The sequence below is a fragment of the Streptococcus sp. KHUD_013 genome, assembly GCF_052588545.1.
In genome coordinates, this window is the sequence record NZ_CP186264.1 from 606855 (window position 1) to 623117 (window position 16263).

Annotated in this window: 12 protein-coding genes; 8 read left to right on the plus strand and 4 right to left on the minus strand. The window is 42.2% G+C overall.

Translation table 11 applies throughout. The features are described 5' to 3' along the window. Positions 1-167: 167 nt before the first annotated feature. Positions 168-2402 (minus strand): cell surface ecto-5'-nucleotidase Nt5e, encoded by a 2235-nt coding sequence (nt5e, locus tag ACOXXR_RS02765; protein WP_445278679.1) that lies wholly within the window; start codon positions 2400-2402, stop codon positions 168-170. 167 nt (positions 2403-2569) lie between these two features. Continuing rightward, entirely contained in the window at positions 2570-3130 is a 561-nt protein-coding gene (locus ACOXXR_RS02770) for a TetR/AcrR family transcriptional regulator (protein ID WP_223355902.1), read from the minus strand. A gap of 546 nt (positions 3131-3676) precedes the next feature. Between ACOXXR_RS02770 and ACOXXR_RS02775 the strand changes: the two genes are divergently transcribed. The 4 genes from ACOXXR_RS02775 (at position 3677) to ACOXXR_RS02790 (ending at position 8611) form a co-directional block, all read left to right on the plus strand. Continuing rightward, positions 3677-4378: an ABC transporter ATP-binding protein gene (locus tag ACOXXR_RS02775; RefSeq protein WP_223357150.1), complete on the plus strand. Its 702-nt coding sequence runs from the start codon at positions 3677-3679 to the stop codon at positions 4376-4378. 11 nt (positions 4379-4389) lie between these two features. Then, entirely contained in the window at positions 4390-7107 is a 2718-nt protein-coding gene (locus ACOXXR_RS02780) for an FtsX-like permease family protein (protein ID WP_445278680.1), read from the plus strand. A 68-nt stretch (positions 7108-7175) separates the two neighbouring features. Then, complete coding sequence (locus ACOXXR_RS02785; protein WP_445278681.1) at positions 7176-8018, plus strand: metallophosphoesterase family protein; 843 nt, start codon at positions 7176-7178, stop codon at positions 8016-8018. Positions 8019-8161: 143 nt separating this feature from the next. Further along, complete coding sequence (locus tag ACOXXR_RS02790) at positions 8162-8611, plus strand: Rrf2 family transcriptional regulator (RefSeq protein WP_023023935.1); 450 nt, start codon at positions 8162-8164, stop codon at positions 8609-8611. 97 nt (positions 8612-8708) lie between these two features. Here ACOXXR_RS02790 and ACOXXR_RS02795 read toward each other — a convergent pair whose 3' ends face one another. Both ACOXXR_RS02795 and ACOXXR_RS02800 read right to left on the minus strand, forming a co-directional pair. Further along, positions 8709-9047 (minus strand): hypothetical protein, encoded by a 339-nt coding sequence (locus ACOXXR_RS02795; RefSeq protein ID WP_445278682.1) that lies wholly within the window; start codon positions 9045-9047, stop codon positions 8709-8711. Positions 9048-9071: 24 nt separating this feature from the next. Then, complete coding sequence (locus tag ACOXXR_RS02800; RefSeq protein ID WP_445278683.1) at positions 9072-10154, minus strand: M24 family metallopeptidase; 1083 nt, start codon at positions 10152-10154, stop codon at positions 9072-9074. A 160-nt stretch (positions 10155-10314) separates the two neighbouring features. Here ACOXXR_RS02800 and ccpA point away from each other — a divergent pair, with 160 nt between their 5' ends. From ccpA to thrS, 4 genes are all read left to right on the plus strand, one after another. Then, positions 10315-11319: a catabolite control protein A gene (ccpA, locus tag ACOXXR_RS02805; RefSeq protein WP_006595886.1), complete on the plus strand. Its 1005-nt coding sequence runs from the start codon at positions 10315-10317 to the stop codon at positions 11317-11319. Between the two features lie 95 nt (positions 11320-11414). Further along, positions 11415-12413 carry a glycosyltransferase family 4 protein gene (locus ACOXXR_RS02810; protein WP_042361181.1) on the plus strand — a complete coding sequence of 333 codons (999 nt, stop codon included), beginning with the start codon at positions 11415-11417 and terminating at the stop codon, positions 12411-12413. A gap of 1 nt (position 12414) precedes the next feature. Beyond that, entirely contained in the window at positions 12415-13737 is a 1323-nt protein-coding gene (locus tag ACOXXR_RS02815; RefSeq protein WP_445278684.1) for a glycosyltransferase family 4 protein, read from the plus strand. A 379-nt stretch (positions 13738-14116) separates the two neighbouring features. Then, entirely contained in the window at positions 14117-16060 is a 1944-nt protein-coding gene (gene thrS / locus ACOXXR_RS02820; RefSeq protein ID WP_445278685.1) for a threonine--tRNA ligase, read from the plus strand. Positions 16061-16263 lie beyond the last annotated feature (203 nt).

The window sequence follows — 16263 nt, forward strand, 5'->3', positions numbered from 1 at the left end:
GGCACTTTTCTCACAGCGGAAAGTTTTGGTATTTTTTTGAATCGATTTAAAAATTGGAACTCATTTTTATTTCTTTGCAGAATCGCTTAACTTATTTTACTTTAAAATAGTTTGTCTACTTTCTAAAAGCTTAGAAACTTTTGTTTCTAAGCTTTTTTTACTAAATTCTATTTGCTTTCTTCTTTTTTCTTAAGACCAAAGAAGGCTAGGATGGATGTCAACAGAGCGAGCATGTAGATAGCAGGAGAGTCAGAAGTTCCTGTTTCTGGTAGGGTAGCAGAGCCCGCTGTGAATGTTTTAGCGACTGTCACTGACAAGTGATGGTTGTTGGCCTTGATCTGTGTATCGTCCTTAGCAGATGTAAAAGTATTCTTTGTTTGGCTAGCTAGTTGATTAGGAGAATTCGTACCAACTAGAGCTGGAATATATGTTTGATCCATTTTACCGGTAGATGGATTAGTTGGTTGAGCATTTTTACCGGTAGATGGATTAGTTGGTTGAGCATTTTTACCGGTAGATGGGATAACTGGTTGGTTATTGCTTCCTGGGTAGGACTTTGGATTAGCAGGATCTGTTCCTTGTTTGATTTCCTCAATATCTGCCACACCATCTCCATCTGTATCTTTGTTAGCAGAAATAGAAATGGTACGAGAATTTGGATTGATGGTTGCATAGGCTGTGAGATCTGCCTTAGCAAGGTAATCTGCAAAGGCAACGTCCATGGAAGGACCTTCCTCGCGAGCTCCACCTAACATGGTGTAGCCATCCCCACCTGCTGCTAAGAAGTCATTGGTAGTCAAGTAGTAATCTTTAGCAAGGTTGAGCGGTTCATATTGACCAGTTTCTGGGTTTTTAATTTCAATATAGAGGACGCGCTTTTCAGCTGGTAGGGTTGTATCGTAATAAACTTTCGCTCCAGATACTTGGAGGAAGCCTCCGCTAGGTTCAAGAAGGGGTTGACCGTTTTCGTCAAGAACGGTTTTGCCATCTTTTTCTTGTAAAATAGAGCCAAGAGATTTAGCAAACATATCAGCAATATTCTGACCAGTTACTTTAATCTGAGAGATGGTATTCCCAAATGGAAGAACAGCAATGACACTTCCTTTGGTGATTGGCTTGTCTTTAGCAATGGTTTCGCGCAAACCACCACCGTTGGTTACAGCAAGGTCAGTCTTATGGCTAAAACCAGTTTGTCCATATTCATAGAGAGCATCTGCCACGACGTTTCCTAGGTTGGTTTCACGGACACGAACATTTTCCCGTTGACCGTTTAGTTCTACCGGACTATTGTCACGAACAATTTTTGCATTCTCAGCATCGTACTGTTCCTTGATCTTTTGGACCATGGCAGCTACTTTGGCATTTGGCACGACATTTTTTGTTGAAGCAGCTGAGATTTGTTGAGGGTTTCCAAGCAATTGGTTAGCCTGGTAGGTGATTTTACCGATATTATTCAGGTAGCTACCAGTTTGGTTATAGGTGACATTATCTCCGTATGTGGTTGATTGAACAGTATGGGAATGTCCATCAATTACGGTGACACGTTTTCCTTTCAGTTTTGAGTTTTTAGAAAGTTCCTCAGCTAAGGTAGATCCTCGCCATTCGATTGGTGTAGTAGTATCTACTCCCAAGTGAGCAAGGACAACATAGTTTTTGTATGTCTTGCCTTCTGCAGTAGCGCGTGCTTCAATCTCATCAATGACCTTGTTTACTTCTGAAATAGGATCTGTGAAGGTAACTCCTTGAACATTCTTAGGGTGGGTTTTTGTAGCTGTTTCAGGCGTTGTCACCCCGATAACAACAAACTCATCGCCAACCACATTCTTATCTTTATCGACGATGGTGGAAGCTTCAAATAAGCGAGCACCGTTGATGTAGGTGTTGGAGCTGAGAAGTGGGAAGTTTAAGATTTCTTTGTACTTTTTAGCTTCATCCAGACCAAAATCGAACTCATGGTTTCCGACTGCCATGGCATCGTAGCCAATTTCGTTCAAAATTTTAGCTCGTTCTTCCCCTTTTGAACTATTTGAAATCGGTAGTCCTTGGAAGGCATCTCCAGCATCTACGACCAAAGTAGATGGATTTTTCGCCCGTTCTTCATCAATGACTGCGGCTAATTTAGCATCACCAATCACACCCTTTTCTTCAACGATCCGACCATGGACATCGTTGGTATGAATGATATTTGCTTCAGGCAAGTCAGTTGAACTCTCTGTAGCACCTTCTGAAGTAGCTGTACTAGATTCTGTTGAAGCAGGAGTAGCAGCATCCGTTGCATTTGTGGAAGCAGCAGCTACTTCAAGGTTAGTTTCTGGAGCTGTTTGCTCATCTGCAGCTACCTGAGAAGCTAGGAAGGTAGGAGCAAGCAATAAGATCGGCAAAAGAAGTTTCTTCTTTTTCATAAACGGTCCTCTTTTCTATTTTATTCCATACTAGATATTATAGCTAAAAAGGAAAGAAAAGGAAAACGTTTTCTGATAGTTGGGCAAATAATCTTGTGAGAGCGTTGAGGTTCCAGCTAATTGCTCTTATCCATAAAAAAAAAGAAAACTGTCGTTTTCTCATTTTCTTATTCAGTTATGGGTTGGTTCCAAGTGGTAAAGTCAGTCACACTTAATACGACTGTCGCGATTTCGATCGGCTCTTCTTTTGCACCAGTTGACAACCATTTTGTGATTACGGCTTCAATCGTAGCTGCAAAGATCTCAACAGCATACTTATAAGGAACTTGGAATTTATTAACCAAGTGGTCTTTAGCGTGTGGAGTATTGTCAAGAAGTTGCAGGGTGAAATTTTTCATTAGAAAATGAAACTTTTGGTAATCCATCTGCATCAAGGCATAGATAAAGTCATAATTATCTTGAATATATTGAAGTGAGGCAAGAAAATTTGCTCGATTGACGGTGCTTGTAGCAAATAACTCTCCCAACTCGCCTAAGAGTTCAGATTTTAGCTGGTTGAACATATCTTGTTTGTCTACATAATGGAGGTAGAAGGTACCTCGATTAATGCCGGCTTCCTTTGTTAGTTGGCTAATTGTAAGGCTTTCAAGTGATTGTTCAAGAAGCAGGCGTGATAGGGCGCTTCGGATAGCATTTTTAGAATTCGTTTTTCTCTTTTTTCGGGTCATAGATCCTCCTTTATCTTGTAGTTTGGTATAAATTATTATTCACTAATCACCATATTATACAGAAATCAACCTTATTCATCAACGGAATAAAATTTTAGTATCATTCTATAAGTCGAAATGGCTTAAAATCAGGTCTTATTCTTATACTGTAAAAGCCATTTTGGAAGGATTATAAAAAATTTTCCCAGATCTACTTTCAAAGGGGCTATTATATAAAAATGAAAGAAAAACTTGAAATATCAGTTATTTAAAAGATCATAATAATTCAAACTCATATTTTATTATGTCACAAATCAAAGAGAGGGAGTTCAATATTGCTTGAAGAATTCGATTGCTTGATACAAAAAGGCTTTGGTGATCTGCATTTGTATATATGCATAGAAAAGTATTGGCTCAAAACTAGCCTCGTTCATAAAATTGAGGAAATACTGGTCTCGTTGATTTCTTGTCTTTTTTAGTGGTTTTAAGAGATTGATTATCCTTGGTCTTCCGGTAAAAAAGGACTATAATAAAGATAGGAATTTGTGTTTAAGTGGGAGAAAAGATATGGCTTATATTGAGATGAAACATAGTTATAAACGCTATCCGTCAGGAGAAACTGACATCATTGCCAATAAAGATGTTACTTTTGAAATTGAGAAAGGCGAATTGGTCATCATTTTGGGGGCATCAGGCGCAGGAAAATCAACAGTCCTCAATATTTTGGGAGGTATGGATACCAATGATGAAGGGGAGGTACTAGTGGATGGGAAAGTCATCTCAAGCTTCTCCTCGCACCAACGAACGGATTATCGCAGAAATGATGTTGGTTTTGTCTTCCAGTTTTATAATCTCATTCCCAATTTGACAGCAAAGGAAAATGTTGAGCTGGCTTCTGAAATTGTTTCTGATGCCTTAGACCCTGACCAAGTCTTGAGAGAGGTTGGATTGGGTGAGCGTTTGAACAACTTCCCAGCCCAGCTATCTGGTGGAGAACAACAACGGGTAGCCATTGCGCGCGCGGTAGCAAAGAATCCTAAAATTCTCCTTTGTGATGAACCGACAGGGGCTTTAGATTACCAAACAGGCAAACAGGTCTTAAAAATTCTTCAGGATATGTCTCGTAAAAAAGGGGCAACAGTGATTATCGTCACCCATAATGCTTCTTTAGCACCAATAGCCGATCGTGTCATTCAGATGCATGATGCCCAAGTGAAATCAGTGACCATCCATAACACTCCACTAGATATCGATAGCCTAGAGTATTAGGGAGGTTGTTCATGAAGCGAAAAGTATATTGGAAAGATCTATGTCATTCCTTTACCAGTTCCAAAGGGCGCTTTTTGTCCATTTTAACGCTGATGATGCTGGGTACCTTAGCCTTGGTCGGTTTAAAAGTAACGACTCCAAATATGCATCGGACTGCCCAGCGCTTTATAGACCAACAAGAAATGTTGGACCTAGCTGTCATGGGAGATCTTGGTTTGGATAAGACTGACCAAGAAGAGCTAAAAGGATTGACGGGGGCCAGCTTGGAGTTTTCCTACCTGACAGATGTGACGCTTGACGGAAAGGACGAAGCTGTTCGACTTTTTTCCATTCCAGAAACCATCTCACGCTTTCAGCTGGCTTCAGGACGGCTTCCGCAGAAGGAAGATGAGGTCGCTCTAGCAGCGTTTTGGAAAGATCGTTACCAGATTGGGGATCAGCTAAGGATACATGAAAAAGCTGGAAGTCCATCTGTTTTAAAGATAAAAAACTATCGAATTGTTGGCTTTGTAAAGTCTGCTGAGATGTGGTCCGAAAAAGACTTGGGACAAGCTAGGAGTGGGAGTGGTTCCTTGGATGCCTATGGCGTCCTCTCAAAAGAAGCCTTTACTAGTCCTGTTTATAGCCTTGCTCGGATTCGGTTTGATGATTTGAGGGGGTTCAATCCATTCTCAACCAGCTATCAAGATCGTCTTGCCTCCCATCAAAAGGACCTGGAAGAACTCTTAGCTGGAAATGGTCAGGAGCGCTATAAAAAACTGCAGGCTGATGGGAAACAAAAGATCCAAAAAGGGCAAGATGAACTTGATGCTGCCAACAAACAGTTAGCAGACGCACGCGAAAAGGCAGGTCAAGCACAGACACAACTAACGGAGCAATCCAATAAACTGAATCAACTGTCTACACTCTTGCCCAAGGAAGAACTAGAAACAAGGCGACTCGAGTTGGCAGAAGCTCAAAAGCAACTAGATCAGCAATTGGTCAACATCCAGGCAGGTGAATCGGAACTAGCAACTAAGCAGAAGGAGCTGGAAAAGGCCAAGGAAGATCTGAAAAATATAGAGCAACCAAACTATCATGTCTATGATCGAAAAACCATTCCAGGTGGCCAGGGTTACCTCATGTATAGTAATGCCAGTGCCAGTATCTCTGCGGTAGGCAATCTTTTTCCTGTGGTACTCTACGCAGTCGCGGCCATGGTCACGTTTACGACCATGACTCGTTTTGTTGATGAAGAACGGAGCCATGCGGGCTTGTTCAAAGCCTTGGGCTATCGAACGAAAGATATCTTAGCAAAGTTTCTCTTGTATGGCTTGGTTGCTGGAACAGTTGGGACAGGCATCGGAACTCTTCTCGGTCATTATGTTTTATCAGGAACCATTTCACAAATTATCACGCAGGGGATGGTCGTAGGAACTAGTCAACAGTATTTTTATGGGTCCTATAGCTTATTAGCCTTGGGGCTCTCCCTTCTTTCTAGCGTCTTTCCAGCTTATCTAGTCGCTAAGAGAGAGTTGAAGGAAGAAGCCAGTTACCTCCTCCTTCCAAAACCGCCAGTTTCCGGATCCAGTATTTTGCTCGAACGGCTACCGTTTTTGTGGAAACGTCTGAGTTTCACCCAAAAGGTGACCGCTAGAAATATTTTTCGCTATAAACAGCGAATGTTAATGACCATATTTGGTGTTGCTGGTTCGGTTGCTCTTCTCTTTGCGGGTCTAGGAATTCAATCCTCAGTCGGTGGAGTGCCCCAACGCCAGTTTGGGGAAATCCTTAAATACGATATGATTCTCTCGACCAAATCCAGTCTGACAGACGAAGAGGAACATTCCTTGAAGAAGCGCTTGAAGCAAGCAGATATTAAAGAGACAGGAGCCATTTTTACAAAACAAGTGGAGGCTTCTTATCCTTCCGGACGTGGAAAACAAAGCATAACCTTAATGGTGTCCTCTAAAGACAGCTTGGATCCCTTTATCAGCCTCCGTTCAGAAGAGGGGAGACTCGACCTATCCAATGGGGCGGTGATTACCAGTAAATTAGCGCAGCTGGCCAAGGTGGGCGTTGGAGATGACTTGCGGATAGATGGGCATACGATTAGGGTGGCTGCGATTACCGAAAATTATGTAGGCCATTTTGTCTATATGAATCAAGCGACCTATCAGAAAACCTATGGAAAAAGCGCTAAGATAAATGCCTATTTGGTCCGATTACAGTCTTCTTCTCAGCAGTTGGTCCAGAAGGTCAGTCGGGACATGATGGAAGAAGGGGCGGTGCTTGCGGTTACGCAAAATACTTCCTTGATTTCTCTCTTCAGTTCTGTAGCCCAATCATTGAATAAGACCATGATGATTTTAGTTCTGGTATCTATTTTGCTAGCGATGGTTATTTTGTATAATTTGACCAATATCAATGTGGCAGAACGAATCCGTGAGTTATCCACCATTAAGGTACTCGGCTTCCATCATCAAGAAGTCACCCTTTATATTTATCGAGAAACTATCCTCTTGTCTCTTGTAGGGATAGGATTGGGTTTGCTAGGAGGCTTTTATCTCCATCGCTTCTTGATTGCCATGATCGCCCCAGATGCCATTCTCTTTTATCCGCGGGTAGCCCTTGGTGTCTATCTTTATCCTATGGCTGGCGTCATTCTGATCCTAGCTAGCTTAGGAATCTTGGTCAATCATCATCTTCGTAAGGTAGACATGCTGGAGGCTTTGAAATCTGTTGAATAAAAAAGAAACTTCTACCCTAGGGTGGAAGTTTTTTAGAGCTTTGGTATAATGAAAGAAGGAGAAGAGACATGACAAAAATTGCTTTGCTTTCGGATATACATGGGAATACAACTGCTTTAGAGGCTGTGCTTGAAGATGCCAAGCGGGCAGGTGTAGAAGAATACTGGTTATTAGGGGATGTCCTTATGCCGGGGACTGGTAGACGACATCTTTTGAACCTACTTGAAGAATTGCCCATTACCGTACAGATTTTAGGAAATTGGGAAGATAGCTTGTGGCGAGCGATGAAGGGGATGCTGGATCCATCAAGGGCTAGTCACCGTTATTTGATGCGCCATTGTCAATATATCTTAGAAGAAATTCGTCCAGAAGAGATAGAGGCCATGCAAAGTCTGCCCATGCAAGTGCATCGGGAAATTTCCGGCTTAAGAGTGGGCATCACCCATCATCTGCCAGACAAAAACTGGGGACGCGAATTAATTCATATAGGAGACCAGAAAGATTTTGATCGCCTCGTAACCAATCCCCCTTGTGATCTAGCAGTCTATGGTCATATCCACCAACAATTTTTCCGATATGGAAGTGGTGGAGAGCTCATCTTGAATCCGGGGTCTATCGGCCAACCCTTCTTTTTGCAAGCCAATCTTCGAAAGGATCTACGAGCCATGTATGCTATTCTAGAGTTTGATGAATCGGGTTTGAAAGATGTTGACTTTCGGCGGGTGTCCTATGACATTGAGAAAGAACTCCAACTCGCTAAGGATCTGAAACTCCCTTACTTCCAAGTTTACTATGAAAGTTTAGTCAATGGGGTCCACCATACTCATAATCATGATCTTCTACATGAAATAGCCCAGCGAGAGGGACACAATGTAGAAGTAGATGCATGGTTAAGAGATTTTTTCAACTAGTGTAACAGTTGACATTACAACAAATAAGGGTATAATAGATTAAAAGAAAGAACTTTAACGTCTGAAGAGTAAATGTATCTAGTTACTGATGGCTTTAGTTCCAGTTTAAGACATCCCTATCTAGGTGGAAGAGAGGAGTATCCATGCAAATTTCAAGTCGTTTTACCATTGGAACCCATGTATTAGTCATGATTGCTTTAAAAGGAGATTGTACCAAGGTGACCAGTGATATGATTGCTGGCAGTGTTGGGGTGAACCCTGTCATTATTCGGAAGACCTTGTCTCAATTAAAAAAGGCAGGATTGATCCATGTAGCGCGTGGAACAGGTGGGGCCGAGATGGCCAAAGAATTGGAAGCTATTAGTTTGTTAGATATCTACCAGGCTGTTGAATGCCTTGGGAAGACTGGTCAGTTATTTGGTTTCCACGAGCATCCAAATCCAGCTTGTCCGATTGGAAATAGCATCCATGGCGTCCTAGATGGGAAGCTGGAAAAGATTCAATTGGCCATGGAAAAGGAAATGGCTCAGACCAGCCTCAAAGAAGTAGTGGAGCAAACCAAGAAACAAATGGAGCTAGCAACCGTTTCTTGATTTGATTCTGTAAGAAACTTGATGTAAAAAAGCCTTTCAGTATATACTGAAAGGCTTTTTGTGTTCATTGAGTAAAATAGCAACACTCCTTCTAGCTTTACTTCACTAGGGCTACGAAGCTGACTAGAATAAATCCAATTGCATAAATCCATGTCCAGTAACGATTAGGAATGAACATGAAAGAAGAACGATCGCGGAAAGCAATACGTTGCCCTGTTTCCTCATCAATCATATACCGAACTTGATCGGAAACAAATTTTTTTGTTAGCAAATAATTGACTGCCGCAGCAAGAATCCCCAACATACATCCTAAGATGATACTATCTGTACTCTTATTTACATTAAGATGCAGGAAGGAATAAATCATATTCGCCAAAGCTCCTCCAATCATAAGAGCGAGGGGAACGAGCAAGCCTTTACCACGCCAAACAATCATACAACAAACTCCTTATTATCTAACTTAATCAAAATACAGCAAGTCTTTGCTGGTTTCGGTAAAGAGGCCAAAGCCATCTTTTGTGACATAGCCACAGTCCTCAATCCGCACTCCGACTTTTCCAGGGATGTAGATGCCTGGTTCGACTGAGAAGCACATGCCTTCTTCGATGACCATGTCATTTCCTTCCATGATAGAAGGGAATTCATGCACATCCATTCCGATACCGTGTCCGAGGCGGTGGTTGAAGTATTCACCATAACCAGCTTTTTCAATGACGCTCCGGGCAGCACGGTCTACGTCATGTGCTGTTACACCTGGTTTGATCATATCTAGGGCAGCCTGTTGAGCTTCTAAAGTCAAATGGTAGATTTCTTTCTTGAAGTCATCGGGTTTTCCAACAGCGACTGTTCGCGTCATATCTGAAGCATAGCCATTCACCATACAGCCCAAGTCAAAGAGAAGAAGAGCATCTTTTTCAATTTTGTTGCTTCCAGGAATGCCGTGTGGGTTGGCTGCATTATTACCAGTCAAGACCATAGTTTCAAAGCTCATTTCATAGCCCAAGCGTTTGATGCCAAAGTCGATTTCTGCGACGATATCAGTTTCTGTTTTATCCAGTGAGATGGCGTCGAATCCCATATTGACAGCCTTATCCGCATATTGACCAGCAACTAACATCTTTTGGATCTCATCAGCAGATTTAATCAAGCGCATGCGGTTAATCCGAGTGCTGAGATTGGTAAATGTTGCTTGTTCAAAGACTGAACGAAGCCCATGATACTTGGTCAAAATCAAATTATCAAATTCCAAAGCGACCTTTTTGGCTTCTGGATTAGCGCTAGCCCCTTTGATTTTTTCCCAAGGATTTTCAGAATCCACGTACCCTACCACTTGGAAATCCACAACTGCAGTCGCCCGTTCTACCTCAAGAGCAGGGACAAAAAGAAGTGGTTCATGGTCTGGATAAACGAACAAGAAGAGCTGACGCTCGTGAGGATCACTGTAAAATCCAGTTAGGTAATTGATGGTGACAGGATCGGATACAACAGCCACATCTGTTTTTTCGGTTTCAAGAAATGCTACAATTTGATCTAATTTAGACATAAGCTACCTTCTTTCTATTGATAATATTTTGTCAGATTTTCCCTAAAAAATCAAGAGTTTGCAAAAAGATGTTAAAATGCTTGAAAGTGTTTACAATAAGTGATAAAATAGTTGTTATAGAAGACTGAAAACGAAATTTTCAATAAAGAAAGGAAGTAATATGAATACAGACGATACTGTAACCATTTACGACGTTGCCCGAGAGGCGGGTGTCTCAATGGCGACTGTTAGCCGTGTCGTGAACGGAAATAAGAACGTTAAGGAAAATACTCGTAAAAAAGTATTGGAAGTCATTGAACGTTTGGACTATCGTCCGAATGCAGTAGCTCGTGGACTTGCGAGTAAGAAAACCACAACGGTAGGTGTTGTGATTCCAAATATTACCAATAGTTATTTCTCTACTCTGGCAAAGGGGATCGATGACATTGCTGAAATGTACAAGTACAACATCGTCCTTGCCAACAGCGATGAAGACGATGATAAAGAAGTTTCTGTTGTCAATACTCTTTTCTCAAAACAGGTCGATGGGATTATCTTCATGGGTTATCACTTGACAGAAAAGATTCGTTCAGAATTCTCTCGTTCTCGGACACCGGTGGTCCTTGCTGGGACAGTTGATGTCGAACATCAATTGCCAAGTGTCAATATCGATTACAAGCAAGCGACAGTAGACGCGGTTACATTATTGGCTAAACGAAATAAAAAGATTGCTTTTGTAAGTGGACCATTAGTAGATGATATCAACGGTAAGATTCGCTTGGCTGGCTACAAAGATGCTTTGAAAGCAAAAAAATTGTCTTACAGTGAAGGCTTGGTCTTTGAGTCTAAGTACCGCTATGAAGAAGGCTATAACTTGGCTGAACGCATCATTGCATCTAAAGCAACAGCAGCCTTTGTAACTGGGGATGAATTGGCAGCAGGTTTGCTTAATGGTCTAGCTGATCAAGGTGTGAACGTACCGGAAGATTTTGAGTTGATTACCAGTGATGATTCACAAATTACACGCTACACTCGTCCAAATCTTTCAACTGTTGGCCAACCACTTTATGATTTGGGGGCTATCAGTATGCGGATGCTGACAAAAATTATGCATAAGGAAGAATTGGAAGAAAGAGAAGTTCTTCTTGCCCATACCATCAATCATCGTGGGACTACGAAGAAGTAAAAACAAAAGGAAGCCAAGGCTTCCTTTTTTCTTGTCTCTGCATGAATCTCCGGTAAAACTTGAAGGGGTCTGCCAAATCAGGTATAATAGAGGGTATGAAAGTTTTACTGTATCTTGAAGGAAAATCCGTTTTACAAAAATCAGGGATTGGCCGTGCCCTCCAACATCAGATGCATGCCTTGGATTTGGCTGGGATTCCCTATACGACAGATATTTTAGGAGATTATGATGTGGTCCATATTAATACCTATGGTCCTCGGAGTTTGTTACTCTTACATGCTGCCAAACGTCGGGGGAAAAAGGTCATTATGCATGGGCATTCCACACGGGAAGATTTCCAAAATTCCTTTATCGGATCCAATTTGTTTGCTCCCTTATTTGGCAAATATTTGGCTCATATGTATAAAAAAGCCGATTTTATTATTACCCCTTCAGAGTATTCGAAACAACTGATTCAGTCCTACGGGGTCAAGACTCCAATTGTCGCTGTTTCTAATGGGATTGATTTGTCTAAATATAAAAAAGATCCCAAAAAAGAAGAGTTTTTTCGGAAGCACTTTAATATCCAAGAAGGAGAGAAGGTCGTTTTATGTGCGGGTCTCTACTTTAGACGAAAAGGGATTGAAGACTTTGTAGAAGTGGCTCGTCGGATGCCAGATGTCCGCTTTATTTGGTTGGGGTCGATTAATAAATGGTTGATTCCTCGGGCTATTCGTCGTCTGGTCGAGAAAGATCATCCGAGCAATGTTGAATTCCCTGGCTATTTTAAGGGAGCTGTATTCCAAGGGGCCATGACAGGTGCGGATGCCTTCTTCTTCCCGTCTTACGAGGAAACGGAAGGAATTGTTGTCCTAGAGGCCTTAGCGGGTCACCAGCATGTCGTTCTCCGGGATATTCCAGTTTATCATGGTTGGGTGGACCAAGAGTCAGCAGAATTGTGTCATTCAGTGGATGAGTTTGTGGACTCTCTTGAAAAAGTCTTGTCTGGTCAAGTGGATAAGCGAGATGCGGGAGACCAGGTCGCTCAAAGCCGCTCAATTGATTTGGTAGCCGATCAACTAGTCAAAGCTTATCAGCAGGTATTGGAGATGTAATATGCGTATTGGATTATTTACAGATACTTATTTTCCGCAGGTATCGGGGGTTGCGACCAGTATTCGAACTCTTAAAACAGAATTGGAGAAGTTGGGACATACTGTTTTTATCTTTACGACGACGGATAAGGATGTTAACCGCTATGAGGACTGGCAAATTATCCGCATTCCAAGTATCCCTTTCTTTGCTTTTAAGGATCGACGGATTGCTTATCGCGGCTTTACCAAGGCTTTGGCCATTGCCAAACAATACAAACTGGATATGATCCATACACAGACAGAGTTTTCTTTAGGATTACTCGGGGTTTGGATTGCTAAGGAGCTTCGGATTCCAGTAATTCATACCTATCATACCCAGTATGAAGATTATGTGCGTTATATTGCTAAGGGGATGGTTATCCGACCAAGTATGGTCAAATACATCGTCCGTGGGTATATGAATGACTTGGATGGGGTAATCTGTCCAAGTGAGATCGTCTATGACCTCTTGCTGAAATATAAGGTCAAGGCTGAAAAACGGATTATTCCAACAGGAATTGAGTTGGCAAAGTTTGAACGACCTGAAATCACGCAAGTGGAGACGCAAGCCCTTCGTGAAAAATTAGGAATTCAAGAGGGTGAAACCATGCTCTTGAGCTTGTCACGGGTTTCTTATGAAAAAAATATCCAAGCAGTTATTGCGGCATTGCCTAAAGTGTTAGAAGAAAATGCGTATATTAAATTGATTGTGGCAGGAGATGGGCCTTATTTAGGGGATTTGAAAAAACAGGTGCAAAAATTAGGCATCGAACAGGCTGTGATCTTCACAGGGATGATTCCACCGAACGAAACAGCCCTTTACTATAAGGCGGCAGATTTCTTCATTTCTGCTTCAACGAGTGAGACGCAAGGTCTTACTTATCTGGAGAGCATCGCTAGTGGGACCCCCTTAATTGCTCAGAAAAATCCTTATTTAGATAATGTGATCAATGATCGGATGTTCGGAATCTTGTATGACCAGGAAGAAGATTTGGCTGCAGCTATTTTAGAAGCGACCATAGGAACCCCAGAGAAGGATGAGGCTAAGTGGGAGGAGAAGCTGTATGAAATCTCTTCTACAAACTTTGGTCGCAGGGTCTATGAGTTCTATCTAGACGCCATTATTTCGAAAGATTTTTATAATGAGCGTCATCCTGAGGAAAGTCGTACCAAACGGGTAACCAAGTCCATTGTGAAAATTCCACAAAAGGTCATCGCTATGCCAGTGAATGGGTCTGTGAGAATCATGAAGGGTTCCTTTAAACAGGTGAAAAAGATTCGTAATATCACCAAGTTATTGGATTAGAGTAAATCAAATCAGTAAGAGGATCAAAAGAAGGACCTCTTACGGATGAGAGGCTTTTTCCTCTTGCAAAATATTTCAATCGTGCTATAATACTAGTCAGAGACATATCAAATCTAGGAAATCTGATAGAGAGCGCGTGGGGCTGGAAATCGCGTAGAGGATAGGTTTGGGACTACTCGGTGAACTTTTTATGCAAACATAAAACGGTGGCCACGTTAGAGCCAATCAGAGGTGTTCCTCTTTTTTGAGGAACATAAATGAAGGTGGAACCACGTTGCGACGTCCTTTCGAGGAGGTCGCTTTTTTGTTTTTTTGATGAAGAAATAAAAAAGAGTTTCACTATAACATAAGATATTTAAAAATTTATAAGGAGAAGATTATGATTAAGATTACTTTCCCAGATGGCGCTGTTCGTGAATTCGAATCTGGCGTGACTACTTTTGACATTGCCCAATCCATCAGCAATTCCCTAGCTAAAAAAGCTCTTGCTGGTAAATTCAACGGCAAATTGATTGATACCACTCGTGCTATCACCGAAGACGGGAGCATCGAAATTGTGACACCTGATCACGAAGACGCCCTTCCAATCTTGCGTCACTCAGCGGCTCACTTGTTTGCCCAAGCAGCTCGTCGCCTCTTCCCAGATATCCACTTGGGTGTCGGTCCAGCTATCGAAGATGGTTTCTACTACGATACTGACAATGAAGCTGGTCAAATCTCTAACGAAGACCTTCCTCGCATCGAAGAAGAAATGCAAAAAATCGTTAAGGAAAACTTCCCATCTATCCGTGAAGAAGTGACTAAAGACGAGGCGCGTGAAATCTTCAAGAACGACCCATACAAATTGGAATTGATTGAAGAGCACTCAGAAGACGAAGGTGGGTTGACCATCTACCGTCAAGGTGAATACGTAGACCTTTGCCGTGGCCCACACGTCCCATCAACAGGCCGTATCCAAATCTTCCACCTTCTCAATGTAGCAGGTGCTTACTGGCGTGGAAATAGCGACAATGCTATGATGCAACGGATCTACGGTACAGCTTGGTTTGACAAGAAAGACTTGAAGAACTACCTTCAAATGCGTGAAGAAGCTAAAGAACGTGACCACCGTAAACTTGGTAAAGAGCTTGACCTCTTCATGATTTCTCAAGAGGTTGGACAAGGTTTGCCATTCTGGTTGCCAAACGGTGCTACTATCCGTCGTGAATTGGAACGCTACATCGTCGACAAGGAGTTGGCTTCTGGCTACCAACACGTCTATACTCCACCACTTGCTTCTGTAGAACTTTACAAGACTTCTGGTCACTGGGATCACTATCAAGAAGATATGTTCCCAACTATGGATATGGGTGACGGTGAAGAATTTGTCCTTCGTCCAATGAACTGCCCACACCACATTCAAGTCTTCAAACACCATGTTCACTCATACCGTGAATTGCCAATCCGCATCGCTGAAATCGGTATGATGCACCGTTACGAAAAATCTGGAGCCCTTACAGGTCTTCAACGTGTACGTGAAATGTCTCTTAACGATGGTCACCTCTTTGTGACTCCAGAACAAATCCAAGAAGAATTCCAACGTGCTCTTCAGTTGATTATCGATGTTTATGAAGATTTCAACTTGAATGAATACCGTTTCCGCCTCTCTCTTCGTGACCCTCAAGATACTCACAAGTACTTTGATAACGATGAAATGTGGGAAAATGCCCAAACCATGCTTCGTGCTGCCCTTGATGAAATGGGCGTTGACTACTTTGAAGCTGAAGGGGAAGCAGCCTTCTACGGACCAAAATTGGATATCCAGGTTAAGACTGCCCTTGGAAAAGAAGAAACCCTTTCTACGATCCAGCTTGACTTCTTGCTCCCAGAACGCTTCGACCTTAAATACATCGGAGCTGATGGTGAAGAACATCGCCCAGTTATGATCCACCGTGGGGTTATCTCAACCATGGAACGCTTCACAGCGATCTTGATTGAGAACTACAAGGGTGCCTTCCCAACATGGCTTGCACCACATCAAGTAACCCTCATCCCAGTATCTAACGAGAAACACGTGGACTACGCTTGGGAAGTGGCTAAGAAGCTCCGTGACCGTGGTGTCCGTGCTGATGTGGATGAACGTAATGAAAAAATGCAATTCAAGATCCGTGCATCACAAACTAGCAAGATTCCTTACCAATTGATCGTTGGTGACAAGGAAATGGAAGACGGAACTGTCAACGTTCGTCGCTATGGACAAAAAGAAACAGAAACCATGCCGGTAGATGCATTTGTCGAATTGATTCTTGCTGATATCGCAAATAAATCACGTGTTGAAAAATAAAAGATAGAAGAGAGTGGGACAGAAATCGGTCATTCGTTAGAATTCGATTTCGTCGTCCCACCTCCGCACAGTTGAGTAGGGCTGTAAAAGCTGATGAAATCAGCGTAGTAGAGCCCACTCAACCACTGCGTCTTGCTCGACAATCCAAAGACAATTGAGAGGCTAGGACTTTTGTCCCAGCCTCTTTTATGTGGATGGTTAAG

Bases quoted from the DNA above. Each gene is read 5' to 3' on its own strand.
- ACOXXR_RS02800 (WP_445278683.1), bottom strand. From the start codon at position 10,154: ATGTCTAAATTAGATCAAATTGTAGCATTTCTTGAAACCGAAAAAACA.
- ACOXXR_RS02790 (WP_023023935.1), top strand. From the start codon at position 8,162: ATGCAAATTTCAAGTCGTTTTACCATTGGAACCCATGTATTAGTCATG.
- ccpA (WP_006595886.1), top strand. From the start codon at position 10,315: ATGAATACAGACGATACTGTAACCATTTACGACGTTGCCCGAGAGGCG.
- ACOXXR_RS02780 (WP_445278680.1), top strand. From the start codon at position 4,390: ATGAAGCGAAAAGTATATTGGAAAGATCTATGTCATTCCTTTACCAGT.
- nt5e (WP_445278679.1), bottom strand. From the start codon at position 2,402: ATGAAAAAGAAGAAACTTCTTTTGCCGATCTTATTGCTTGCTCCTACC.
- ACOXXR_RS02785 (WP_445278681.1), top strand. From the start codon at position 7,176: ATGACAAAAATTGCTTTGCTTTCGGATATACATGGGAATACAACTGCT.
- thrS (WP_445278685.1), top strand. From the start codon at position 14,117: ATGATTAAGATTACTTTCCCAGATGGCGCTGTTCGTGAATTCGAATCT.
- ACOXXR_RS02795 (WP_445278682.1), bottom strand. From the start codon at position 9,047: ATGATTGTTTGGCGTGGTAAAGGCTTGCTCGTTCCCCTCGCTCTTATG.
- ACOXXR_RS02770 (WP_223355902.1), bottom strand. From the start codon at position 3,130: ATGACCCGAAAAAAGAGAAAAACGAATTCTAAAAATGCTATCCGAAGC.
- ACOXXR_RS02815 (WP_445278684.1), top strand. From the start codon at position 12,415: ATGCGTATTGGATTATTTACAGATACTTATTTTCCGCAGGTATCGGGG.
- ACOXXR_RS02775 (WP_223357150.1), top strand. From the start codon at position 3,677: ATGGCTTATATTGAGATGAAACATAGTTATAAACGCTATCCGTCAGGA.
- ACOXXR_RS02810 (WP_042361181.1), top strand. From the start codon at position 11,415: ATGAAAGTTTTACTGTATCTTGAAGGAAAATCCGTTTTACAAAAATCA.